Origin of the sequence: Brachybacterium sp. Z12 (assembly GCF_014400405.1) — a bacterium.
Lineage (GTDB): Bacteria > Actinomycetota > Actinomycetes > Actinomycetales > Dermabacteraceae > Brachybacterium.
This window is the reverse complement of sequence record NZ_CP060496.1, coordinates 594,384-616,733: the sequence shown is the minus strand read 5'-3', so window position 1 is coordinate 616,733 and position 22,350 is coordinate 594,384. Positions and strand designations below refer to the sequence as shown.

At 69.3% G+C, this 22,350-nt stretch carries 20 protein-coding genes and 3 pseudogenes; 12 read left to right on the top strand and 11 right to left on the bottom strand.

Translation table 11 applies throughout. The features are described from left to right. Positions 1-3 precede the first annotated feature (3 nt). The 3 genes from H3H54_RS03275 to H3H54_RS03265 all read right to left on the bottom strand — a co-directional run bounded on the left by H3H54_RS03275 (position 4) and on the right by H3H54_RS03265 (position 3,403). Positions 4-405: a RidA family protein gene (locus H3H54_RS03275; protein WP_262425495.1), complete on the bottom strand. Its 402-nt coding sequence runs from the start codon at positions 403-405 to the stop codon at positions 4-6. A gap of 61 nt (positions 406-466) precedes the next feature. Next, positions 467-1,924 (bottom strand): amidohydrolase family protein, encoded by a 1,458-nt coding sequence (locus tag H3H54_RS03270; RefSeq protein WP_262425494.1) that lies wholly within the window; start codon positions 1,922-1,924, stop codon positions 467-469. Between the two features lie 135 nt (positions 1,925-2,059). Then, the gene (locus tag H3H54_RS03265) at positions 2,060-3,403 is read right to left on the bottom strand and encodes an MFS transporter (RefSeq protein WP_262425493.1); all 1,344 of its coding nucleotides are present in this window, start codon (positions 3,401-3,403) and stop codon (positions 2,060-2,062) included. A 191-nt stretch (positions 3,404-3,594) separates the two neighbouring features. On the opposite strand from H3H54_RS03265, the gene H3H54_RS03260 reads away from it, so the two are divergent. The 6 genes from H3H54_RS03260 to H3H54_RS03235 all read left to right on the top strand — a co-directional run bounded on the left by H3H54_RS03260 (position 3,595) and on the right by H3H54_RS03235 (position 11,385). After that, positions 3,595-4,317: a transcriptional regulator gene (locus H3H54_RS03260; RefSeq protein ID WP_262425492.1), complete on the top strand. Its 723-nt coding sequence runs from the start codon at positions 3,595-3,597 to the stop codon at positions 4,315-4,317. A gap of 218 nt (positions 4,318-4,535) precedes the next feature. Further along, positions 4,536-6,008 (top strand): DUF3375 domain-containing protein, encoded by a 1,473-nt coding sequence (locus H3H54_RS03255; RefSeq protein ID WP_262425491.1) that lies wholly within the window; start codon positions 4,536-4,538, stop codon positions 6,006-6,008. Then, entirely contained in the window at positions 6,001-6,762 is a 762-nt protein-coding gene (locus tag H3H54_RS03250) for a DUF4194 domain-containing protein (protein ID WP_262425490.1), read from the top strand. The genes H3H54_RS03255 and H3H54_RS03250 overlap by 8 nt, the downstream gene beginning before the upstream one ends. Continuing rightward, positions 6,759-10,175: an ATP-binding protein gene (locus H3H54_RS03245; protein ID WP_262425489.1), complete on the top strand. Its 3,417-nt coding sequence runs from the start codon at positions 6,759-6,761 to the stop codon at positions 10,173-10,175. Before H3H54_RS03250 ends, H3H54_RS03245 begins: the two co-directional genes overlap by 4 nt. Continuing rightward, entirely contained in the window at positions 10,175-10,945 is a 771-nt protein-coding gene (locus H3H54_RS03240) for a DUF3322 domain-containing protein (RefSeq protein ID WP_262425488.1), read from the top strand. Before H3H54_RS03245 ends, H3H54_RS03240 begins: the two co-directional genes overlap by 1 nt. Next, a complete protein-coding gene (locus H3H54_RS03235) occupies positions 10,942-11,385 on the top strand; it encodes a DUF2220 domain-containing protein (RefSeq protein WP_262425487.1) in 444 nt (147 codons plus the stop codon). The genes H3H54_RS03240 and H3H54_RS03235 overlap by 4 nt, the downstream gene beginning before the upstream one ends. 174 nt (positions 11,386-11,559) lie before the next feature. On the opposite strand, the gene H3H54_RS03230 is transcribed toward H3H54_RS03235, so the two are convergent. The 5 genes and pseudogenes from H3H54_RS03230 to H3H54_RS03210 form a co-directional block, all read right to left on the bottom strand. Next, on the bottom strand, positions 11,560-12,453 hold the full coding sequence (locus tag H3H54_RS03230) for a carbohydrate ABC transporter permease (protein ID WP_262425486.1): 894 nt from the start codon (positions 12,451-12,453) through the stop codon (positions 11,560-11,562). After that, positions 12,450-13,331 (bottom strand): carbohydrate ABC transporter permease, encoded by an 882-nt coding sequence (locus tag H3H54_RS03225; protein ID WP_262425485.1) that lies wholly within the window; start codon positions 13,329-13,331, stop codon positions 12,450-12,452. Before H3H54_RS03225 ends, H3H54_RS03230 begins: the two co-directional genes overlap by 4 nt. Next, a complete protein-coding gene (locus tag H3H54_RS03220) occupies positions 13,315-13,845 on the bottom strand; it encodes an extracellular solute-binding protein (protein WP_262425484.1) in 531 nt (176 codons plus the stop codon). The genes H3H54_RS03225 and H3H54_RS03220 overlap by 17 nt, the downstream gene beginning before the upstream one ends. A gap of 76 nt (positions 13,846-13,921) precedes the next feature. Continuing rightward, positions 13,922-14,398, bottom strand: a pseudogene (locus tag H3H54_RS03215) (ABC transporter substrate-binding protein); the annotation flags it as partial. Between the two features lie 242 nt (positions 14,399-14,640). After that, positions 14,641-16,029 carry an alpha-glucosidase/alpha-galactosidase gene (locus tag H3H54_RS03210; RefSeq protein ID WP_262425483.1) on the bottom strand — a complete coding sequence of 463 codons (1,389 nt, stop codon included), beginning with the start codon at positions 16,027-16,029 and terminating at the stop codon, positions 14,641-14,643. Between the two features lie 104 nt (positions 16,030-16,133). Between H3H54_RS03210 and H3H54_RS03205 the strand changes: the two genes are divergently transcribed. Together H3H54_RS03205 and H3H54_RS03200 are read left to right on the top strand one after the other, a co-directional pair. Continuing rightward, entirely contained in the window at positions 16,134-17,015 is an 882-nt protein-coding gene (locus tag H3H54_RS03205; RefSeq protein ID WP_262425482.1) for a helix-turn-helix domain-containing protein, read from the top strand. 192 nt (positions 17,016-17,207) lie between these two features. Next, positions 17,208-18,254, top strand: coding sequence for a homocysteine S-methyltransferase family protein (locus H3H54_RS03200; protein ID WP_262425481.1), 1,047 nt, complete (start codon positions 17,208-17,210; stop codon positions 18,252-18,254). 80 nt (positions 18,255-18,334) lie between these two features. Here H3H54_RS03200 and H3H54_RS03195 read toward each other — a convergent pair whose 3' ends face one another. Beyond that, entirely contained in the window at positions 18,335-18,916 is a 582-nt protein-coding gene (locus H3H54_RS03195; protein ID WP_262425480.1) for a TetR/AcrR family transcriptional regulator, read from the bottom strand. On the opposite strand from H3H54_RS03195, the pseudogene H3H54_RS18630 reads away from it, so the two are divergent. From H3H54_RS18630 to H3H54_RS03180, 3 genes and pseudogenes are all read left to right on the top strand, one after another. Continuing rightward, positions 18,872-19,036 (top strand): annotated as a pseudogene (locus tag H3H54_RS18630) (hypothetical protein); the annotation flags it as partial. The gene H3H54_RS03195 and the pseudogene H3H54_RS18630 overlap by 45 nt on opposite strands. Before the next feature lie 5 nt (positions 19,037-19,041). Then, complete coding sequence (locus tag H3H54_RS03185; protein WP_262426560.1) at positions 19,042-19,326, top strand: hypothetical protein; 285 nt, start codon at positions 19,042-19,044, stop codon at positions 19,324-19,326. 238 nt (positions 19,327-19,564) lie between these two features. Continuing rightward, positions 19,565-19,885: pseudogene (locus H3H54_RS03180) on the top strand (ABC transporter permease); the annotation flags it as partial. Between the two features lie 157 nt (positions 19,886-20,042). On the opposite strand, the gene H3H54_RS03175 reads toward H3H54_RS03180, so the two are convergent. Both H3H54_RS03175 and dld read right to left on the bottom strand, forming a co-directional pair. Continuing rightward, a complete protein-coding gene (locus tag H3H54_RS03175; protein WP_262425479.1) occupies positions 20,043-20,201 on the bottom strand; it encodes a hypothetical protein in 159 nt (52 codons plus the stop codon). 13 nt (positions 20,202-20,214) lie between these two features. Continuing rightward, entirely contained in the window at positions 20,215-21,924 is a 1,710-nt protein-coding gene (gene dld, locus H3H54_RS03170) for a D-lactate dehydrogenase (RefSeq protein WP_262425478.1), read from the bottom strand. A 121-nt stretch (positions 21,925-22,045) separates the two neighbouring features. On the opposite strand from dld, the gene H3H54_RS03165 reads away from it, so the two are divergent. Then, on the top strand, positions 22,046-22,339 hold the full coding sequence (locus H3H54_RS03165) for an MGMT family protein (protein ID WP_262425477.1): 294 nt from the start codon (positions 22,046-22,048) through the stop codon (positions 22,337-22,339). Positions 22,340-22,350 lie beyond the last annotated feature (11 nt).

Here is a 22,350-nt window from a genome sequence, read left to right as displayed (position 1 = left end):
CTCTCAGGCCGCCACTCGGGCGACCACGTCGATCTCGACGAGGATGTTCGCCAGCTGCGAGCCGACGGTGGTGCGCACCGGGAACGGCGCGGTGAAGAACTCCTGGTACGCGGCGTTGAACTCCTCGAAGTCGGCGAGATCTGCGAGGTGCACGGTGGTCTTGAGGACCTGGTCCATGGTCGCGCCGTGCTCGTCGAGGACAGCCTGGATGTTGCGCAGCACCTGGCGGGTCTGCTCGGCGACGGTGTCCGCGACGGCGTTGCCGTTCTCGCGGTCCTGGGGGCCGAAGCCGGCGGTGAACAGCAGGTCGCCGCTGACGATTCCCTGGCTGTAGGGGCCGGCCGGCTGCGGGGCGCGGTCGCTGACGATGGCCTGCTTGAGCGGGGTGTTCTGCGGGGTGGTCATGGAGGTTCTCCTTCTGGTGCCTTCAGGGTGACAGGTGCCGACGGGCGTCGGCTTGCCGGGTTCAGGGGCGGGGATCCGGGGCGAGCCGGCTCGCGCGCACGCCGCCGCCGGGCAGGGCGCCGGTGAGGCGGCCGCCCGCCAGCACCGGGACGCCGCCCACGAGCACGTCGTCGATCCCCTCGGCGAGCGCGAGCGGGGCGTCGTAGGTGGCGGCCTCGCGCACCTGCTCGGGCGCAACGAGGGCGAGGTCGGCGATCGCGCCGGGGCGCAGGCGCCCGCGGTCGCCGAGGGCGAAGAGGTCAGCGGCGGAGGTGGACAGGTGCTGGACGGCCTCGGCCCAGCTGAGGTCGCCGCGCTCGCGCACATAGGTGGCGAGGAAGGCGGCGAAGGTGCCGCGGGCGCGGGGATGCGGATGGGCGCCCACGAAGATCCCGTCGGAACCGCCCAGGTGACCGGGGTGGGCGAAGAGCCGGCCGAGGTCTGAGGCGGGGCGCTGGTCGCGCACGGCCATCACCACGTTGACGTCCAGCCGTGCGGCCAGCAGCAGGTCGAGCGCGGCATCGACCGCGTCGGTGCCGCGGCGGCGGGCGACCGCGGCGAGGGTGAGGCCGGGGGCCCAGGCGTGCTCGGCGGCGCTGGTGTGCGCGACGGTGATCAGCTCGGGCCAGTCCTCGCCGAGGCTCGGGTTCTGGGCGACCTGCGGGAACCAGTCCCGGCGCAGTACCTCGCGCTGCTCCGGCGAGCGCAGCTGCTCGAGCACGTGGTCCGTCTCCTGCGCGGTGAGGGCCGGGGGCAGCATCGTCATCGACAGCATCGAGCAGCCGCGCGTATACGGGTAGGCGTCGAAGGTTCCGCGCACGCCCTGCGCGGCCATCCAGTCCATCAGGCGCCACGCCTCGCCGGCGGGGGTGTGGAAGTGGGAGATGTGCACAGGCACCCCGGCGGCGGCACCGATCGCGGTCGCCTCCTCGACCCCCACCTGGGCGTTGTGCTCGTAGCCGCCGCGCATGTGGGTGACGTAGGGCAGGCCGTGCGGGGCCAGCGGCGTGCACAGCGCCGCGATCTCGTCGGCCTCCGCGAACAGGCCCGGCACGTAGTCGAGCCCGGTCGAGAGACCCACGGCGCCGTCAGCGATCCCGTCGGCGACCAGGTCCATCATCGCCTCCCGCTCGGCGGGCAGGGCCGGGCGGGAGTCCCGGCCCATCACCTCGTGGCGCACGGTCCCGGCCGGCACCAGGTAGGCGACGCCGAGCGGGATCCGCCCGTCGTAACCGGCCAGCAGGTCGGCGACGCGGGGCCCGCGGTAGGTGGGGTGGGCTCCGTTGATGGGGGCGAAGTACTCCCCCGCGAAGGCGCCGTCCCCGGGAGCGAAGGAGACGCCGTCCTGACCGGCGATCACGGTGGTGATGCCCTGGCGCAGCAGGGCGAGCTGCACCTCCGGCTCGAACACCGCCGCCTCGGCGTGCGAGTGGGAGTCCACGAAGCCGGGGACCACCAGGCGCCCGCCGGCCTCGAGCACGGTGGCATCGAAGGGAGCGGCGAGGTCGGGGCCGATCTCGGCGATCCGGCCGCCCTCGATGAGGACGTCGGCGCGGAGGGGGCCAGTCCGTCACCGGGGTGGACGAGACCGCCGTGCACGAGGAGCGAGCTCATGTCAGTGGGCCACCTTCTCGTGGAGTCGACCGGCGTTCGCCGTGTCAGGCCGGATCGAGGCCGCCGCCGTGGCGATCGCCCCGATCAGGCAGATGGCGACAACATAGACGATCACCGGCCAGATGCTGCCGCTCGCCCAGCCCACCAGGGCGGTCGCGATCAGCGGGGCGAGGCCGCCGCCGAGCGTGTTGGAGAGCTGGTAGCCGATGTTCACGCCGGTGGTGCGCTGCTCGACGTCGAACATCTCGGTGAGCATGGTGGAGAGCGTGGCCTGCATCGCGACGCCGGGGATCACGAATCCGACCACCATGCCCAGCCAGATCAGGCCCGCGCTCTCGGTGGAGTAGAGCAGGAACGTGGGCCACACCAGCACCGCGAAGCCGACGCAGCCGGCGATGTAGACGGTGCGGCGGCCCACCTTGTCCGAGAGCGCGCCGTAGGCGGGAGCGATCACGATCTGCAGGAGGCCCACGATCATGGTGCCCAGGAACCCGACGGAAGCGGCCGTGCCCTCGGCGACCATGTAGGCCAGGCCGTAGGTGAGCACGATGTACCCGGCGATGGACTGCGGCAGACCGATGAGGATGCCCAGGATCGTGTTCTTGGGGTGGCGGAACACCTCCAGCAGCGGCGAGCGGGCCTTCGTGGTGGCGGCCGCGGCATTGCGGGCGTGCTCCTGGAACTCCTCGGATTCCTCGAGGTGGCGCCGCAGCAGGATCGCGATGATGGACAGGACCAGGGAGAAGACGAACGGGATGCGCCAGCCCCAGGTCATGAAGAAGGACTCGGGCCCGGCGCCGAGGCCTGCGAACATGCCCGCGGAGAGCACGTTGGCGATGCCGGCGCCGGAGATGAGGAAGGCGCCGAAGAACCCGCGGCGGCCCACGGGGGCGTGCTCGACGACCATCGTCGCCGCCCCGCCCATCTCACCGCCCACGAACAGGCCCTGCAGCATGCGCATGAGGATCAGCAGGATCGGTGCGGTGGCGCCGATCGCGGCGTCCGACGGGATCAGGCCGATCGCCGCGGTGGACAGGCCCATCCCGATCACCGTGACCAGCAGCGTGACCTTGCGACCCAGCCGGTCGCCGATCGCGCCGAACACGAGCCCGCCCAACGGGCGGAACAGGAAGCCGACGGCAAAGCTGGCGAAGGAGGACAGCTGCGCGACGAACTCCGAGTCCCCGGAGAAGAAGACGTGCGGGAACACGGTCGCGGCGGCGAGGCCGTAGAGGTAGTAGTCGAAGTACTCCATCAGGGTGCCGATGGCTCCGCCGGCGATGGTGCGCTTCTGCTTCGCGCCCAGCTGCGGCGGGGCGCCCTCAGCTTCTCGCTGCATGGTCATGGTCGTGCTCCTCGGGGCGGGACGGCTCCGGGGCGGCGATGCGCCGGAGGTGCTGCGAGGGCGAGCTCGACGACGGGATCGCGACCGCAGCGAGGGAGACAATACATAAATTATCTCTCCTTGACTACCATTCTGTTCATACCGGTCGTGCGCGGATGAGACGATGGAGCCATCGCCGAAAGGAGGGCGCCGTGCCCGTCACCCCCGAGCTGTCTTCGCGCAGCGCCGTCGCAGAGCCCGTGGAGCAGGTCGCGGAGCCGCGCTTCACGGACATCGCCACTGCCCACCGGATGCTGGCCCCGCTGATGGATGCGATCGCCGCCGTGGGCGGCCCGCACTGCGAGGTGGTGCTCCACGACCTCAGCCGGCGCGACCTCGAGCGCTCGGTCTACGCGATCGTCAACGGCCACGTGAGCGGCCGGAGCGTGGGCGGGCCCTCCACGAACCTCGGCGCCGAGGTGCTGCGGGACGAGAGCCTGGACCACAACGCCTTCGGCTACCGCGGGCGCACGGCCGACGGGCGCGAGCTGATCAGCTCCTCGGTCTACTACCGCGACCACGATGGGCGGATCCTCGCCGCGCTCTGCATCAACCGCGACCTCTCCCCCACCCAGAACGCGATGGCGGCGCTGGCCGCACTGCTCCCGGAGAGCACCGCGGAGGCGAGCGACGCCCCGCACGAGCTAGTCGCCCCGGACGTCACCAGCGTGCTCGAGGACATGATCTCCGAGGCGATCACCGCCACCGGCAAGATCCCCTCCGCGATGACCAAGGCCGACCGCATCGAGGTGCTGCGCCTGCTCGAGGACCGCGGCGCCTTCCACATCAAGCGCGCCGCCGAGAAGGTCTCAGCACGGCTCGGGGTCTCGAGGGTGACGACGTACGGGTATCTGGACGAGGTGCGTCGGGGGTAGTGCCGACCAGTCCGCGGCGTCGGTGTCGGGGAGGACAGCATCGGCCCGGAGGACCTCAGCGCGGGCGAATGGCATGGCGTGGACAAGCCGCCCATTGGCTGGCCGCGTGCCGCTGTCGGCGAGGTCGCCCTCCCGTCTGTCACCCCTCCACATAGCCTGGCCCTGCCACCGCGCCCCGTAGAGCCCAGCTCCCCGCGACCAGGAGAGGAGACGATCCCATGTCCGGTCTCGCCCGCGCCCTGCAGAACCGTGAGCTCATGACCGACAAGGGGCCTCTGCAGCTTCTTCGTCGGGACAATGCGCCGTACATACTCGGGATGCTCGCGGAGCACCTCGGCGGCGCCGAGCGCACCCGCACAGCAGCGGATCTCTACGATCTCCTCGACGCCGATCTCGAGGAGCTGCGCCTCCACGACATCGACCTCCCCCGCAGTGCCCAGCACTACTGCTCCGCATGGGTCGAACAGGGGTATCTCACCCGCCGCGCCGCTCGCGCCGAGCGGACCGAGGAGTTCTCCCTGACGGAGCACACGCACGTGGCGCTGCGCATCTTGGACCAGGTCCACGCCCCGCGAGAGGCCGTGACCCGGTCGCGTCTCGCACTGCTCACGGACCGACTGCGCACCCTCGCGCAGGACACGGATCCCGACGCCTCCCGCCGCATCCTCGAGCTGGAAGCGGAGCGCGCGCGGATCGACGCACTCATCGATACCGTCCGCGAGCACGGCGCCGACCCGATGCCGCAGGATCAGGCCCTGGAAGCGGCGGAGGAGCTGTTTTCGCTCGCACTCGACGTCCCCTCCGACTTCACCCGCGTGCGCAGCGAGCTGGAGGACCTGCACCGGCAGCTTCGGCTGGGCCTCGTCGAGCACGACGGCCCGCAGGGAGAGATCCTCGATCAGCTGTTCCTCGGGGTCGATGCGATCGAGGGGTCCGAGGCGGGAAGATCTTTCTCTGCCTTCCACGCGATGCTCATCGATCCCGTGCAGGAGGCACGGTTCCACGAGGCGGTGGATGCGTTGGCCTCGCGCCCGTTCGCTGCTGCGCTCGGCGCCGATCGTGTGCTCTACCTGCAGTCCTATCTCTTCCGACTGCAGCGTGACTCCCATCAGGTGCGGCACGCGATGATCGATCTTTCCCGGTCGCTGCGGGAGTTCGTCCGCTCGAGGCAGTTCGAGGAGTTCCGCGCCCTGGCAGACAGGCTGCGACGCCCTCAGCGGCTCGGCCTCGAGATTGCGCCGCACGTCCGCCCCCACACGAAGCTCGGGGTCGAGCTGACACTGTCCACCTTCACGCCGCGCTCGGTGGGCCAGTTCCGGCTCCTCTCTCCCGGCGAGGCGACCGCGGATGATCCGCTCGAGGTCGCCCACGTAGGTGCTCTGGATCTCGACGCACTGCGCGCCACCATCCGGGAATCCGAGATCGACCTCGCAGAGCTCCAGGCCGCCGTCGATGCCACCCTCGCCACGCGGTCCGCTGCCACCATCGGCGAGGTTCTCGAGGCGTTCCCGGCCACCCAGGGGCTGGCATCGGTCGTGGGCCTGGTTGTCCTCGCACAGCGGCACGAGCAGCCGGCCCACGACGGTGGCGTGGAGGAGCTCATCCGGTGGGAGACCGACCACGGCGTGCGCTCGGCTCGGCTGCCCCTCCTGACATTCACCCGCTCGTCGAAGGAACGCACCCATGGCTGATTTGGACATCCCCACCACGTCACCGGCCGGTGAGCGTGTGGAGCTGTGGCCCGGCGACCCGGGCACCTTGCCGTTGGACGTGCGTCGAGTGCTCGTCGCCCTGCTCCGCGGCCCGTATATCTCCCATCAGAAGGACCCGCTGCTGTGGTCCGCGCTTCTCGCACACGAGCAGGTGGTGCGTCGACGGTTGGGCGATCTGCTGCTGGATCTGGCGATCGATGCTGATGCGGAGGTCGCCTTCTCCCGCAATCTGGTGCCAGACCCGGACTTCCCCTCACCGGTGCCGAGCGTGCTGCGCACCGCGCCGCTGAGCTTCATCGACTCGGCGCTGCTGCTGCACCTGCGCCATCTGCTCCTCCAGGGAGCCGCCCGACAGGAGCGGGTGGTCGTCGGCAGGGACGAGATCGATGCGCACATGCAGGCCTATGTCGCCTCCAGCGGCAACGATGAGGCGCAGTTCCGCAAGCGGCTGAACGCGAGCATCAAGCGGATGTACGACTACTCGATCCTGCTCCGCACCGACACGGAGGAGCGCTGGGAGGTATCTTCCATCCTCGCTCTCATTCTCTCCGCCGACGAGATCAGCGGGATCGAAGAGGAGTACCGGCGACTGCGGGATGCCACAGAGTTCGGGTCAGTGGGCGGGGCTGCCGCCCCGGACAACGAGGACAGCGCGGAGGAGGCCGACGAGCGGATGGCCGAGTTCGAGGAGTCCGACCCCGCCGACGGGATCCACGAGGAGGACCACACATGACCCAGCCGGAGCTCGCCCTCGGGGCCGTTGACTCGATGTCCGACGAGATCGCACCCGGAGACACCGCGCCCACTGACGGAGCACCCACCGACGCGACGACGGCCCCGGCTCCTCTGCATCTCGGGCAGATGCGCCTATCCCGCGTGCAGCTGCACAACTGGGGCACGTTCCAGGGCGGCCATGTGCTGCCCGTCCCCCGCGCCGGACTGCTGCTGACGGGTGAGTCCGGGTCGGGCAAATCTTCGGTGCTGGACGCGCTCAGCGCCGTGCTCATGCGTCCAGGCGAGACGCGCTTCAACGCCGCTGCACAGGACGGGCCCGTCGGTGACCGTGACCGCACCCCGATGAGCTATGTGCGCGGCGCGTTCCGCAAACAGTCCGATGACGACACCGGCGAGGTCACCTCCGGGTATCTGCGCCCGGCGACGACGGTCTCCGGCATCGCACTCACCTTCGAGGACGGCAAGGATCGCGTCGTCACGGCGATGCGAATCCTGCACGTCACCGGGCGTTCCGCCGCCGCGACCGATCTCCGCTCGGCGTTCGTTCTGTTCGATCGCGCGGTCGACCTCGCGGAGCCGCTGGCGCTGAGCAGGCCCGGGATCGATCGGCGGAAGCTCAAGCGGGCGCTGACCCCTCTGGTCGCCGAGGACACGTACACCAAGTTCGGCCTCCAGCTGCGACGGCACACCGGCATCCGCACGGAGGGCGCGCAACGGCTGCTGCACCGCACCCAGGCCGCGAAGTCCCTCACCTCGCTCGATGAGCTGCTGCGCGAGTTCATGCTCGATACGCCCGAGACCTTCGACCTTGCCGAGCAAGCGGTCGACCAGTTCAGGGCGTTGCAGGACGCCCATGCCACGGTGCTCGACGCCCGCGAGCAGGTGGACGTCCTCCTGCCGCAGCGGGAGCAGTGGCGCATCCACTCCGAAGCCAGTCGCGACAAGCAGCGGTGGGAGCGTCTGCACACCGCGGTCACTCCGTTCCAGCACACCGTGCTCGCCCAGCTCGCCGAGGCCGATCTCGCGACGACCCGCACCGAGCTCGAGGTCGCGCTGACCGCTGAGGAACGCGCCCGGATCGCCGAACGCGATGCCGACCAGCGGGAACGGGAGGTGAGGACGCAGAGGGACGGACGTGGCGGGGCAGATCTCCAGCTGCTGGAGCGAGACCTCGAGGACGCCCGCGCACAGTCCCTCCGCGTCTCGGAGAACATCGACCGTTTCCTGCCGGTGCTCGCACAGCTCGACGCCGCGCAGCCGTCCGGCCCCGAGGAACTGGCGGCAGCGCATGCCCTGGCGGACAGGGAGCAGGCCCGGATCACCGCGGAGATGTCGGCACTGTCGGAGGGAGCGACACCGCACCACGTCGCCCTCGATGGCGCGCGGCGGCGCATGGCGGAGCTGGAGACCGAAATCCGGTCGTTGCGGGCCCGACGATCGCGGGTGCCGGGCCGGATGGCGGAAGTGCGGGATGAGCTCGCGGACCTCGCCGGAGAGGCGCCCAGCGCGCTGCCCTTCGCCGCGGAGCTGATGGATGTGCGCGATCCGAGCTGGCAGGGCGCAGTGGAGAGGCTGCTGCACTCCCTGGCCGTGACCATCCTGGTTCCAGAACGTCTGTATCCGCAGGTGTCCCGGGCGGTCGAGGGACGGCACTGGGGCACGCGAATCTCCTACGAGCGGGTGCGCGACACCGCCCGGCACCATGAGTCTCCCGTCCGTCCCGGCGACGGTGCCCGCACAGTGCTCTCGGTGCTGCGCCTGACCGAGTCCCCGTTCCAGGAGTGGTTGCGCCACCGCATCGAACGCTCGCACCCACACGTCCTGGTGGACGACATCGCCGACCTCGCCCGCCACGAGCGGGCCCTGACCCGTGCAGGGCAGATCAAGAACCGCGACCACCACCTCAAGGATGATCGCTTCCGCATCGATGACCGGTCCCGCTGGATCATCGGCACGGACAACATGGAGCTGCTCGAGCTGCGCGGGGCGGAGCTCCAGACGACGAAGACCGCGCTCACTCGGGAGCAGACCGCGCTCGGCGACCTCGAACGGGAGCGCCGAGATCTCGAAGGGCGACAGCGCGCGCTCGACACGCTGCTCGACACCCGATGGGCCGATCTGGACCTGGCCGGTGTGCAGGAGCGTATCGCGAGCTATGAGGCCCGGCGTCGCACGCTCATGAACGATCAGGGACTCGGAGCCCTCGACCAGATGCTCGAGGAAGCGACGCGCGACCTCGCCATCGCGAAGAACGCCTATGACACTGCTCGACTGGCCGTGACCTCACTGGAGCAGGAGGCCGAGGAGGCACAGGCTGATCTGGACAGGGCGCGCAACGTGCTGGGCGGCGAGGAGCTGGCACCGGCCGATAAGGACGAGCTGCATCGGCGGCTGCTCTCCCATCGACGAACGGCGCTGAAGCGGGCCAACCTGCCAGAGACGATCCGCCTGCTGGACGGCGAGATCCGAGATGACCTGGACGCAGCACGGGAGAGGATCCGCCGTGCCGCCTCGGCGCTCGAAGGGGCGCGGCGGGAGTATCTGCGGCGCTGGGCGGAGCGGTCGGCGAACCTGGTCGACGACATCGACGCCACCGAGGATTTCCTGCGCATATTGGAGCGGCTGGAGAGCGACCGGCTGCCCGAGTTCGAGCACCGCTTCCGCGATCTGCTGCGCAGCCAGTCACAGAACAACATCGGGCAGCTCCGTGCGGTGATCAGCCATGCGATCCGTGACGTGCATCAGCGCCTCACGCCGGTGAACCGCTCCCTGGAGGCGACCCCGTTCGACACGGAGCGCCGCACCTGGCTCACTATCGTCGTGAAGAAGAAGCACACCGAAGAGGTACGGGACTTCCTCACCGCGCTGCTGGAGATCACACAGGGCGCCTTCGGCCAAGGAGAGGAGACCATCGCCCAGGCGGAGCACCGCTATGTGCGGATGGATGCGCTTCTGCGCCGTCTCGGGAGTGCGGAGACCAGCGACGTCTCCTGGAGACGTCGCGTGCTCGACACACGCCGGCACGTCGAGTTCGAGGCGCGTGAGCTCGATGAATCCGGCGCGGTGGTGGATGTCTACCGCGGCGCGGGCGGCCGTTCGGGTGGGCAGCGGCAACGTCTGGTGACGTTCTGCCTGGCAGCAGCGCTGCGCTATCAACTCATGGAGTCGGCCGACGGAGTGCCGGCGTATGGCTCGGTGGTGCTGGACGAAGCCTTCGGGAACTCCGACATGCATTACACCCGCGCCGGACTCGAGGTGTTCCGATCCTTCGGGTTCCAGATGCTGCTGGCCACGCCGCTGAAGATGCTGCAGACCATCGAGGAATACGTGGGCGGTGCCGCCGTGGTGGCCAAGAGTGCGGACAGCACCTCTCATCTCGCGGCCGTGACGTTCGCCGAGTTGGAGGCGTGATGCGTTTCCCGGAGGAAGTGCGCAAGCGCCTGCAGCAGGCATGGGCACGGAACACCGCAGCGTGGATCGCCGACCCATCGGGCGCGGCCGTCTCGGTGCCGCTGCATCCGCCGACGGGCGCCGAGGCGCTCGCCGACCCGACCAGCGCCCACACCTGGATCGATGCGTGGCGGAGTGCTGGCCCTCTGGCCGAGTTCGTGGCGTGGGAGGAGCGGCGCTGGGCGCACCTGGGCACCCAGCTGGTTCCCGTGCGTTGGCAGGCCGGGGAGGCAGGTGCGCTGTGCCGCCTCGCTGGGGAGGCGACCAGAACGGAGTGGGCGGTACTCTCCCGACGTGCGGAGGCGGCGGTGGAGGCCCTCGCGGCAATGACGCCCGCGGACGACGCTCCCTCGGATCTGCGGTCCCGCGTGGCCACCGCGATCACACGCCGCCGAGCGCAGTGGCTGCAGATGCCGTCGGTCGATGCGGACTTGTGCGTCCGGGCCGCTGCCTGGCTGCTCGCTCATCCCGGCAGCGGCTTCCGGATCCGTCAGGTGCCGCTGCCCGGGATGCACACGAAGTGGTTGAAGGATCACCGCGCCGTGGTCGAAGGGCTTGTCGGCGCCGCGCGGGCCGATGGCTCCACCGAGCTGGGGCTCCGGCCCGCGCCCACCTTCCACGATCTCGTGGTGCTCGATCCCCGTCACGTGCCGAGCGGCCGGGCCTGCCCCGATCGAGCCGCATGGATCCGGAGGCGCTCGCTGCGACGGGGCTTCACCCTCGCGTGGTGATCGTGTGCGAGAACTCGGAGACCGTACAGGTGCTGCCGGACCTCCCAGGGACCGTGGCGGTGGGCGGGACCGGGTACAACCTGCTGGATCTCTTCGCTGTGCCATGGGTCCAGAGGGCACCCGTCCTGTACTGGGGCGATATCGATGCTGACGGATTGCGGATCCTCGACAGGGCGCGTCACCACCACAGCGATGTCCACAGCGTGCTGATGGATCGAGCCGCTCTCGACGCGCACCGAGAACTGACAGGATCCGGTGGTGAGCGCAGCCAGGTCGAGCTGACGCGCCTCACAGCTACGGAGGCCGAGCTATATCGCGAGCTGAGCGCGACGGGACTGCGGCTGGAGCAGGAGCGGATCGAGCTGGGGTACGCCGTCGAACTGCTGCGCAGGACGATCGATGAGCGGCTGCACACCATGCCCGCTCCCTACCAGCCCTGACCTCCTGGTCATGAAGCACCGCCGCACCACACCCGGGACCTTCACCCGAGAACCCCATCGAGCGGCGGTCCCGGATCTGCATCCTTCCCGGAGCTGTCCGTTCGGCTGCTGCTCGGCGTCATGCGACACTCACCGATATCTGCGAGTGCATTTCGGGTCACCTCTCCTCACTGCTCACTTAATCCCGGTGCTCGAGATCCCCTGCACGAACTGTCGCTGGAAGGCCAGGAACACCACCAGGATCGGCAGCACGGTCACGGTCGCCACCGCCATCACCGCACCCCACGGGGAGGCGAAGGCCGGGTTGTTCGTCAGGGTGGACAGTGCCACCGGCACCGTGAGGCTCTCGTTGCCCTGCAGCACCACCATCGGCCACAGGAAGTCGTTCCAGCGGGCCATGAAGGCGAGGATCACGAGCACGCCGATCAGCGGACCGCAGGTGGGCAGCACCACGGAGAAGAAGGCACGGAACTCTCCGGCACCGTCCACACGGGCGGCTTCGACGAGGGCGTTCGGCACGGAGAGCATGAACTGGCGGGCGATGAAGATGCCCACCACGTCGAAGGCCGTGGGCAGGATGACCGCCCACGGCGAGTCCACGAGCCCCAGCCGCGCTACCACCAGGAATGAGGGCACCAGGGTGACCTGGATCGGGATCATGATGGTGATGAGGAAGGCCGTGTACAGCAGGCCCTTGCCCATGAAGCGGTACTTCGCCAGCGCGTAGCCGGCACCGAGAGAGACGCACACGGAGATCGCGGTGGCGACCACCGCGATGAACGTCGAATTCGCGATCCAGCGCCATACGGGCTGGGTGGAGAACACCTCGGAGAAGTTCGCGAAGGTCGGCTCTGCAGGCCACAGGTAGAACTCGGAGCTCTGCGACTGCCCGCCCGGGGTGAGCGCGGAGACCACCATCCAGTACAGCGGGAAGATCATCAACAGCGCGAGCACGGAGAGCGCGACAACGAGCAGCCAGCGCCGCGGGGAAGTCCGGGCCCTGCCGCCCCGTGTACGTGCGGAAGACGGTGTCGCCGGCGACGCAGCCGGTCTCAGGGTGGTGCTCATAGGAAGCTCTCCGCTCTCTTGGAGGCCTGCTGCCGCAGCAGGGTGAAGACCAGCAGGATCCCGACGAGCACCAGGCCCAGCGCGGCGGCATAGCCCATCTCTCCGTCCTGGAAGGCGGAGCGGAACACGTACTGGATGAGAACCGTGGTGGAGAAGCCCGGGCCGCCGCCGGTCATCACGTAGATGACGTCGAATGCCTGGATCGAGAACACCACGTTGAGGATCAGCAGGATCGAGGTGGTGGGGGTGAGCATCGGGACGGTGATGGAGCGGAAGCGCGACCAGCGCCCCGCGCCGTCGATCGCCGCTGCCTCCTTGAGCTCGGCGGGGATGGATTGCAGTGCCCCGAGATAGATGACCATGCAGAACCCGATGCGGGTCCACACCACCACGATGATCAGGGTGAACATGCCCATGGATGGCGAGGTCAGCCACGGGATCCGGTCGATGCCGAACACGGCGAGGGCGTTGTTGGCAACCCCGTAGTCGACGTTGAAGATCCAGGACATGATCACGCCCACCACCACTCCGGCGGCGACCATGGGCACGAAGAACATCGCCCGCAGCACGCCGCGGCCGGGCAGCGGGCGGTTCAGCGCCACGGCGAGCGCGAGCCCGGCGACCATTGCCGTGGGCACGGTGCCGATGGTGAACACGAGCGTGTTCACGAGCGCCGTGCGGAACAGCCTGTCGGAGCCCATCTGGGCAAAGTTGTCCAGCCCCACCCACTGCCCTTCGCCGAGAGTCTGGGTGTCCTGGAAGCTGAGGGTGATCGCGATAATGATCGGGATCAGGGAGAAGGCGGCGAACAGCAGCGCTGCGGGGCCGATGAAGATGTACGGGGTCAGGCGGCTGCGCCGCTCATCGGGACGTGACACTGAGCATCGCCTCCATCATCTGGGCCGAGGCCTCCTGCGGGGTGAGCTCGCCGAGGAAGCACAGATCCAGGTAGTCCCCGAACACCGCGTTCAACGAGCTGAAGTACTCCCCGGACTGCGCCTTCACCATCGACAGCGGGATCGTGGTGCCCTGGTCGATGAACTGCTGCATGACGTCCTCGTGATCGGCGTAGCCGATGTCCTCCGCGCTGAGCGAGGAGCGGGAGGGGATCCAGTTGCCGTTGTGGCAGAACTCCTGGATGCTCTCGCGGCTGGTCATGTAGGCGACGAGCTCCGCGGCGAGCTCGGGATGCTTTGAGGACTTCGTGACGGCCAGGGCGTTCCCGCCGAGGTCCGAACCTTCGCCGACGTTCCGGATCATGGGGGCGGTGCCCCACTGGCCCGGCATCGCCTCGTCGAAGTTGGCGATCGCCTCGGGGTTGGTCAGCGCCATGCCCACCTGCCCGGTGGTGAACAGGTCGAAGTCGACGTGCCCACCGCCGGATTTGCTCATGTTGCTGGGGCTGACCCAGCCCGTCGGCGTACCACCGGCGGCCGAAGGCGAGCGCCTCGATCGCCTCGTCGGAATCCATCGAGGGCGTCAGCCCGTCCTCCCCGAGGAACGCTCCCCCGTTCTGGTAGATCAGCGGCATCCAGCGGTAGGCGGTGTCCGGGCCGCTCCAGCCGTAGGAGAAGGCGTAATTGCCCGTGACCTGTTTGACCTCGGCAGAGACCTCCAGGAACTCGTCCCAGGTCCAGGCGTCCGCGAGCGCCGTCGGCGGCTGCACCCCGATCTCCTCCATCACCGCACGGTCGTAGAAGGTGATGAAGTTGTCGGTGTGCTGGAAGACGCCGAAGAGACCGTTGTCCCGCTGGCCGATCGCCCAGAACGGGTCGCTCCAGTCCTCCTGGTAGTCAGCCGGGATCGCCGAGGAGAGGTCGACCAGGCTGCCGTTGGCGGCATACCGGCCGATCTGCTGCGGGGTGATCCGGATGATGTCCGGCGCGAGGTCCGCCGCCAGGCGCGTGATGAACCACTGGTGGAACGATCCGGTCGTCACCTCCACGGCGACCGACGTCCCGGGGTGGTCCTCGACGAAGCGGTCGGCGATCGCCTGATACGACTCGAGATCGATCGGGATGTTCCACGACGACAGTCGCAGATGCTCCGTCCCGGTGTCCTGACCGCTGCATGCGGCCAGGGCACCGGCGACCGAGATGCCGGCCACCGCCAGTACCTGGCGGCGTCCGATGGGCGGGTTTCTCACGTGTCCACTCTCCTTTGAGCGACGGCTGCGGATGGGTTCGATCAGGCCTGCCGCAGCCCCTCCGGCAGCCTGTCCGCGTGCGCGGCCAGCAGCTCGTCAGTCATCGCGCGGGCGTCCTCGAGCGTGAGCAGCGCGGCGGTCAGCGGATCGAGCGCCACGGCGTGGTGGACGTTCTCCACGTTCCCCTCGAGCGCAGCGCGCACGGCGAGGGTCTGCACGTTGACGTTGGTGCGGTTCAGTGCGGCGAGCTGCGGCGGGAGGTCACCGATGGCGGTGGGCTGCACTCCGCGGGCATCGACCAGGCAGGGCACCTCCACGCAGGCGTCATCCGGCAGGTTCGTGATCAGCGCGCCGGTGTTGGGGACGTTGCCGTGGACCACGCTCGGGGTGCCGGAGACGATCGAGTTCGCGATCTGCGCGCCGTACTCGACGCTCGGGGCGAGCTCTTCCTTCAGCTTCTCCAGCTGGGCGTCGATGTCGCCCTGGTCGTCGTGGGCCGCGCAGATCTCGTAGTAGTCCCAGCGCTCGGGGATGAACTCCTCCACCAGCTCCGGGGACTTGCGGAAGTAGGGCAGATACTCCGAGGCGTGGTGGCTGGACTCGGTCTGGAAGTAGCCGAAGGCATTCATGATCGAGGTGCGCACCTGCTCGTTGCCGCCCTCGTAGTTGCTCGCCGCGTCGGCCGCCTCCGAATGGTCGCCATCGTCGCCCGCGAGGTTCTCGGCGCCGCGCCCGCGCTGGTGCTTCTCGGCCATCACCTCGCGGAGCTGCGGGTACAGGTCCTCCTGGCCATGCATGAACTCGAGGATCCAGGCCTGGTGGTTGATGCCCGCGCAACGGTAAGAGATCTCCTCATAGGGAACGCCGAGCGTGCGGGCGAGCATCCGGGTGGTGCCCTGCACGCTGTGGCACAGCCCCACCGTGCGCAGGCCCTTCGCGTTCAGATACGCGGTGGCCATCGCCATCGGGTTGGCGTAGTTGATGAAGGTGGCATCCGGGCACACCTCGAGGGCGTCGTTCGCGATCTGCTCGTAGGCGGGCACGGAGCGCAGGAAGCGGAACACGCCGCCGGGGCCCACGGTGTCGCCGACGGTCTGGTCGATCCCGTACTCGCGCGGGATCTCGACGTCGTGCTTATAGGACTCCACCCCGCCCACCTGGAAGGTGATGATCACGATGTCCGCACCGTCCAGCGCCGCGCGGCGGTCGGTGGTCTCCTCGACTGTGGTGGGGAAGCCGTGGTGGGCCACGAGCTCACGGGTCGCGGCGGCGACGGGCCCGAGCTTGTCGGGGTTGATGTCCATCAGGGTGAGCGTCGAATCGCGCAGCGCGGGGAAGGAGAGGATGTCTCCGATGAGGCGGAACGGGAACACGAAACCGCCGGCGCCGATGAGGGTGATCTTGGGATTCTTCACGAACGTCGTTGTCATGCCCTCACGCTAGGGGCGCAGGTGGCCGGAGGTCTCCCGGGATCATTGGCGAAACCTCCAGGATCCTACGGCGCTCCTGGTCGCTCGGGGTCTATGGTGCGGGGATGACGCACTGGCCGATCAGCGACGTGGTCGAGGAGATGCCCCCGGGGCTGTGGATCCGCCGCGGGGCCCCGCCGCCGATGTTCTCGATGCACCGCCACGACGACGTCGAGATCAACCTGGTGCTCGACGGCCAGCTCCACTACCTCTTCGGCGGGCAGCCGCTGACGATCCGCGAGGGCGAGATCGCCGTGTTCTGGGCCGCTCAGCCCCATGGCCTCGTCGGCTCCCGCGCCGGCGACATGTGCTGGGTGCACGTGCCCTTCAGCATGTTCCTCTCCTGGGGGCTGCCGGAATCACAGACCGCTCCCCTGCTCAGCGCCCAGCCCCTGATCACCCACGCGCCGGAACTTGCCCGGCGCATCGCGCACATGGCCGAGCGTTGGGGTGAAGAGGTGGGAGGGTCCGAGCCCGGCGGCGGAACCCCCGACGGCGCGGGCGACGAGGACAGCGCGGCGATCGCACAGCTCGAGATCCAGGCGGCGATGCGCCGGATCCTGCGCGCCTCGTCCCGCGCGAATCCCGAGGCACCGACCGACGGCGGCGGCTCCGTGCCCGCGGCCCGACTGCGACAGGTCAGCGCCATGGCGCAGTACGTGCGGGATCACCACCGCTCCCCCATCGCGGTCGCGGACATCGCCGCGTCTGTGCACCTCACCCCCTCGCACGCGATGACGGTGTTCCGTCGCACCGCCGGCGTCACCCTCGGCGACTACGTGACCATGTGCCGGGTCGCCGAGGCGCAGCGTCTGCTGCTGACCACCTCGATGAAGGTCACCGAGATCGCCGAGGTGGCGGGGTTCGGGTCGCTCAGCAGCTTCTACGAGCACGTGAGTGCGGCGTGCGGGATGACGCCGCGGGAGTATCGGCGGCAGGGTCGGTGACCGCCCAGCACGCAGGAACCGCCCCGCTCGTCGGCCCCTCCCGGTAGAGCCAACTCCTGTTCCCGCCCCGCGCAGAGGGCGGATCGTCGGGATCGCGCCTCGTTCACACTCCGCCATCCACGCGACGTCGATGCGATGCCGGGGCTAGTCTCTGCCGCCAAGGCCCCGCCCATCACACCACGGAGATCGACCATGCCCCAGAACATCCTCACCGAGCGCCTCGACGCCGGCCCCGTCATCTGCGCGGAGGGCTTCCTGTTCGAGCTCGAGCGTCGCGGCTACCTCACCGCCGGCGAATTCGTTCCCGAGGTCGCGCTCGAGCATCCGGAGGCCCTGCGGACCCTGCACGTGGATTTCCAGCGCGCCGGCTCCGACATCGTCGAGGCGTTCACCTACAACGGTCACCGCGAGAAGATGCGAGTGATCGGCAAGGAAGACCTCCTGGAGCCGCTGAACCGCTCCGCGCTGCGCATCGCCCGTGAAGTCGCTGATGCGGTGCCCGGGAACCTCATGGCCGGCAACATCTCGAACTCGAACATCTGGGACCCGGCGGACCCCGCCCGGCAGTCCGAGGTGCGCGGCATGTTCGAGGAGATGGTCGGCTGGGCCGTCGAGGAAGGCGCGGACCTCATCATCGGCGAGACCTTCTACTACGCTGGCGAGGCGCTGGCGGCTCTCGAGGTGGCGAAGGCGTCCGGGCTGCCGGTGGTGCTCACGCTCGCGCCGATGGCATTCCAGGAGATGGCCGACGGGGCAGGGATCGTCGAGACCGCTCAGCGTCTGGAGCAGGGTGGGGCCGATGTGGTCGGGCTGAACTGCTTCCGGGGCCCGGAGACCCTGATGCCGTGGCTGCGGCAGATCCGCGAGGCGGTCTCCTGTCACGTGGGCGCGCTGCCGATCCCGTACCGGACCACGCAGGAGGAGCCGACGTTCTTCAACCTGTCCGACGTCGCGGCGACCGTGCCCTCCCCGCACGGGCGCACCTTCCCCACGGCCCTGGATCCCCTGCTCGCCAATCGCTACGAGATCCGGGCCTTCGCCGAGGAGGCCTACGCACTCGGCGTGAACTACCTGGGCGTGTGCTGCGGTGCGGCCCCGATCCACATCCGCGAGGTCGCTGAGGCCGTCGGCCGCACCCCGGAGGCCAGCCGGTTCTCCGAGAACATGGCGAACCATTTCATGTACGGCAGCAACGAGCGACTTCCCGAGCATGTGGTGGGGCTCGGCGGGCGCGCCTGACCAGGGGCGGTGCCTGCGCGTCGAAGTCCGCCGCCTGCTGTCGCGGGCCCGTCCTGCTGCCGGGCGCCGCCGGGTGGGTCCTACGCCCCCGCTGCTCGCGCGGCCCGACGGTAGAGCTCGCGCAGATCACTCCCGGGCTCCCGGAGCCACGCCTGCCCCGCGACGTCGAGACAGGCGATGGCGCTGGCGACGATGGCGTCGGCAGCGGGCGGCCGTGCCTCGCCGCCGCCCGCCTCGAGCCGGCGCTGGATGTTCGGCACCATCAGCTCCTGCCACTGGAGGTGCTTCTCGATGCTGCGGGCACGGAGCGACGGCGTCCCGTACAGCATCTCCGCTTCCTTCCTCATGACCTCGTCGCCCGGAGCCTGCTCGGCGACCCGCCAGAAAGCCTCCTCGATCGCCTCCCAGGGCGGCACGTCCAGAGGGACCGCCTCGAGTGCCTCCTGCACCTTCGCGCCTTCCCCGGCGAGGTCCCCCAGAACCACATCTTCCTTCGTCCCGAAGTACCGGAAGAAGGAGCGTCTCGAGATGCCTGCGGCGGCAACGATCTGATCGATCGTGGTGTTCTCGAACCCCTGCTCCAGGAACAGCTCCATCGCCGTTCGCGCGATCTCGGCATGGGCGGCTCGCCGCGCCCGGGTCCACAATCCGTCGTCGCTCATGCCGACATCGTCGCGGCGGAAGGGTTCCTCATCAACGTCGCCAGCATGGCTGCCTACGCGCCGACGCCTCGGATGGCCGTCTACGGCGGGGCGAAGGCGTTCGTGCTGAGCTGGACCGAGGCGCTGTGGGCGGAGACCCGCCACACCGGAGCGACCGTCTTCGCGCTCTCCCCGGCGCCACCAGCACGGAGTTCAACGCCGTCGTCGGCACGGACGACGCGACGGCGGGCGCCTCGATGCGCACGGCCGAGGATGTGGTCGCGACCGCCATGGCGCATCTCGAGCACCGCTCACCCGGGCCGAGCACGATCGATGGCCGCCAGAACCGTCTCGCCGCCCTTGCCGGTCGCGTCCTGAGCCGGCGCACCCTCGCCGTGATGACGCACCGGCTCACCGCTCCTGCCGGCTGAGATGCGGCGCGGATGCGGACGATCTCGACCGCCCCTGGGTCGTCACGGGCCCACGGACGTGCCGCCCTGAGCACCGACCACACCCGGTAAGGTCGCGGGGTGCCCCGCACCCGCCGATCCAGCACCCGCCGACGCCGCAGCCCCTCGCGCCGCAAGGGATCCGGGAGCTCGCAGCGGCCACTCCCCTTCGTCGGCCCGGACGAGCGGACGTGCGTGCTCGACGTCCCCTACGGGACCCATCCCGCTCGGGATCCTGCTGACCCGGCGACCGCTGCGGTTCGTGGCCGAACCCGTTCTCGCCATCGCGAACTTCGGCCAGTCGGCCCCCGCCATCGACCTGATCGTGCTGCTGGCCATGGCCATTCCGGACGGTTTCCGCGCCTCGATCGTCGCGCTGGTCGCCTACGCCGTGCTGCCGGTTCTGCGGAACACGATGATCGGCACCCGCGGCGTCGACCAGCGGCTGGTCGAGGCTGGCCGCGGCATGGGGATGACGGCGTTCTCGGTGCTTCTGCGCGTGGAGCTTCCGCTCGCCGTGCCCGTCATGCTCTCCGGCGTGTGGCCCCCGTCCTCACTGACGACGCGCTGCGCGCACTGAATTTGCGGGTCGACGAGAACGGCGAGCTCCCATCCCACGTCGCCTTCGACTTCATGATCGAGCAGGGCTTCGTCACGAAGCCCTGACGAGATACGGGTCGCTCCGCTGGCTCAACCCCTCACAGCTGGCCCTGCTCTTCCGCACCGACCGGAATCGGGCTCATACGCGTGACCAGCGTGGGCTTGTCGAGCAGATCTTCGACGTCGCCTCTCAAGATGGCCTCCGCCGCGCCGACGGCGTGGGCACCGAGGTCCTCCGCATCATGGATAAAGCTCATCGCCCGGTTACCCTCACGCCCACCGCTTCCGCGGCGACGTATCCCCCACCCCGGCGTTGAACATGTTCAGCGGGTCGAGCTGCTGGAAGTGCTCGATCATCGGTTCGGGCGCCGGGTAGATGCGCCCGAAGTTGTGCTCGGCGGGCACAGCGGCGCCTCGGTCCTCGAGCAGCGCAGTCATCTGCTTCTTGAGCGCCACCGGGTCCACTCCCTTCTTCGCCACGTGGTCCTGGTGCAGCACGTGGCAGAAGAAGTGCCCGAAGTAGACGCTCTCCAGCAGCTGGTCGGCGATCTCCGGAGGCAGCACCTCGAGCCAGTCCTCGTCGTCCCGGCGCAGCGCGACGTCGAAGGTGACCATGGCCGAGGCCTCGCTGCGGTGCATGGCGAAGAAGCGGCTGGCGGCGCTGGCCACGCCGAAGCGGATCAGCGTGGCGCTCTGCGCCTCGTCGGCGTCGCACTCGAAGAACGCCCCCTCGTGCTCCGGCGCGGCGAAGAACTGCTCGAGCAGCTGCGTGGTCTCCTCGCGCTGGCTGCCGCTGACCACCAGCAGCAGGTGATGGGCGAAGCGGTCGCGGAACTCGACCAGGCGCGGCGGGATTTTCTCCGGGATCAGTGCGAACAGCTTCTGGGAGATCGTGTCGGCGACCGACGGCCCCATGCCCGGCATCTTCGCGAACACGCCGTTCGCCCAGCTCTTCAGGGCGAACATGCGCACCAGCGTGCGGGAGCCGACGTGCTTGAGGGAGACGTACGTGTCCTTCCCATACGTCACGGCCAGGTTGAAGGCGTGCGAGCTCATGTACTCCCCGGAGATCGGCAGCGGGCCCTCCGCAGCGAGGAACGCACGCCGCAGGCCCTCGAGGTCCGCGGGACGATCCGTGCCGATGTAGAACGTCGCCTTGTCCTCCTCGAGCGGGAACGTGCGGGTGCGCACCGCGAACACCATCAGCTTCCCGGCGCTGCCCGAGGCCTCGTGGAGGAAGGTCGGATCAGCGTTGAAGCGGGCCGGGGAGTCGGCGAGCTCGCGCACGTGCTCGGCATAGGCGGTGCCGGTGGAGTCCGGCGGCGGCGGGGTGACGTCGGCGGCGTCCCACTGCCCGCGCTGCAACCGGTCCAGGATGTGCGTGGGGTCGGAGCCGAGGTCGATGCCCAGGTGGTTCACGAGCTGGATCTGACCGTGCTCGTCGACCCGTGCGAAGATCGCCTGCTCGGTGTAGGCAGGGCCCTTGCGGATCTGGGTACCGCCGGAATTGTTCGCGATGCCGCCCACGACGCTCGCCCCGATCGAGGTCGACCCGATCACCGAGTGCGGCTCGCGCCCGTGCGGAGCGAGCTTCTCCTCGAGCGCGAAGAGGGTGGAGCCGGCCAGGCAGATCGCCTCGCGGGCGTCGTGGAGCAGATGGATCTGGTCGATCCGCAGCGTGGAGATGATGACGATGTCACGGTCGTAGTCCTGGTCACCGGGCCCCGATCCGCCGGTGAGCCCGGTGTTGGCGGCCTGGGTGATGACGATCAGATCGTGATCCACGCACACCTGCAGGGCGCGCCACATGTCCACCAGCGATCCCGGTCGCAGCACGGCGAGCACTTCGCCCGCGCCGAAGCGATCCCCGGTGGTGTAGCGGGCCGTGGCGCGCGCTGAGGTGAGCACGTGCTTCCGTCCCATGATCTCGGTGAAGGCCTCGACGGCCCCCGCCGATCGGTGGTTCTGCGGTGCGTGCATGTGCGGATGCTCCTTTGCCTCGGGTCAGCATCCCGATGCTACTCGCGGCCGACTATCGTGCGGTGCAGGACAGCCACCGTGCTGCCTCGCCCCGCTGGATCCTCCCTGGAAGGACGGCACCATGCAGAGCTCCGAGGATGCGGTCCGTGCGACCGCGGTCGAGATCCCGCCCGGACGCGTGATGACCTACGGGGACATCGCCGTGGAGACCGGCCTGCACCCCCGCCAGGTGGGACAGATCGTCGCCCGCATCTCCGAGGAGATCCCCTGGTGGAGAGTCGTCCGCGCCGACGGAACACCCGCCGCGTGTCACGGCGGCACGGCTCCTTCGCTGCTGGCGCAGGAGCACGTCCCGTTCGTGGGCGACAGGGTGGATCTGCGCAGACTGCGCGCTCCACGCTCGAACTGCTCCTGATCCGGCTCAGG

Bases quoted from the DNA above. Each gene is read 5' to 3' on its own strand.
- H3H54_RS03255 (WP_262425491.1), top strand. From the start codon at position 4,536: ATGTCCGGTCTCGCCCGCGCCCTGCAGAACCGTGAGCTCATGACCGAC.
- dld (WP_262425478.1), bottom strand. From the start codon at position 21,924: ATGCACGCACCGCAGAACCACCGATCGGCGGGGGCCGTCGAGGCCTTC.
- H3H54_RS03265 (WP_262425493.1), bottom strand. From the start codon at position 3,403: ATGACCATGCAGCGAGAAGCTGAGGGCGCCCCGCCGCAGCTGGGCGCG.
- H3H54_RS03205 (WP_262425482.1), top strand. From the start codon at position 16,134: ATGACGCACTGGCCGATCAGCGACGTGGTCGAGGAGATGCCCCCGGGG.
- H3H54_RS03220 (WP_262425484.1), bottom strand. From the start codon at position 13,845: ATGAGCAAATCCGGCGGTGGGCACGTCGACTTCGACCTGTTCACCACC.
- H3H54_RS03250 (WP_262425490.1), top strand. From the start codon at position 6,001: ATGGCTGATTTGGACATCCCCACCACGTCACCGGCCGGTGAGCGTGTG.
- H3H54_RS03200 (WP_262425481.1), top strand. From the start codon at position 17,208: ATGCCCCAGAACATCCTCACCGAGCGCCTCGACGCCGGCCCCGTCATC.
- H3H54_RS03230 (WP_262425486.1), bottom strand. From the start codon at position 12,453: ATGAGCACCACCCTGAGACCGGCTGCGTCGCCGGCGACACCGTCTTCC.
- H3H54_RS03245 (WP_262425489.1), top strand. From the start codon at position 6,759: ATGACCCAGCCGGAGCTCGCCCTCGGGGCCGTTGACTCGATGTCCGAC.
- H3H54_RS03210 (WP_262425483.1), bottom strand. From the start codon at position 16,029: ATGACAACGACGTTCGTGAAGAATCCCAAGATCACCCTCATCGGCGCC.
- H3H54_RS03175 (WP_262425479.1), bottom strand. From the start codon at position 20,201: ATGAGCTTTATCCATGATGCGGAGGACCTCGGTGCCCACGCCGTCGGC.
- H3H54_RS03240 (WP_262425488.1), top strand. From the start codon at position 10,175: ATGCGTTTCCCGGAGGAAGTGCGCAAGCGCCTGCAGCAGGCATGGGCA.
- H3H54_RS03165 (WP_262425477.1), top strand. From the start codon at position 22,046: ATGCAGAGCTCCGAGGATGCGGTCCGTGCGACCGCGGTCGAGATCCCG.
- H3H54_RS03275 (WP_262425495.1), bottom strand. From the start codon at position 405: ATGACCACCCCGCAGAACACCCCGCTCAAGCAGGCCATCGTCAGCGAC.
- H3H54_RS03195 (WP_262425480.1), bottom strand. From the start codon at position 18,916: ATGAGCGACGACGGATTGTGGACCCGGGCGCGGCGAGCCGCCCATGCC.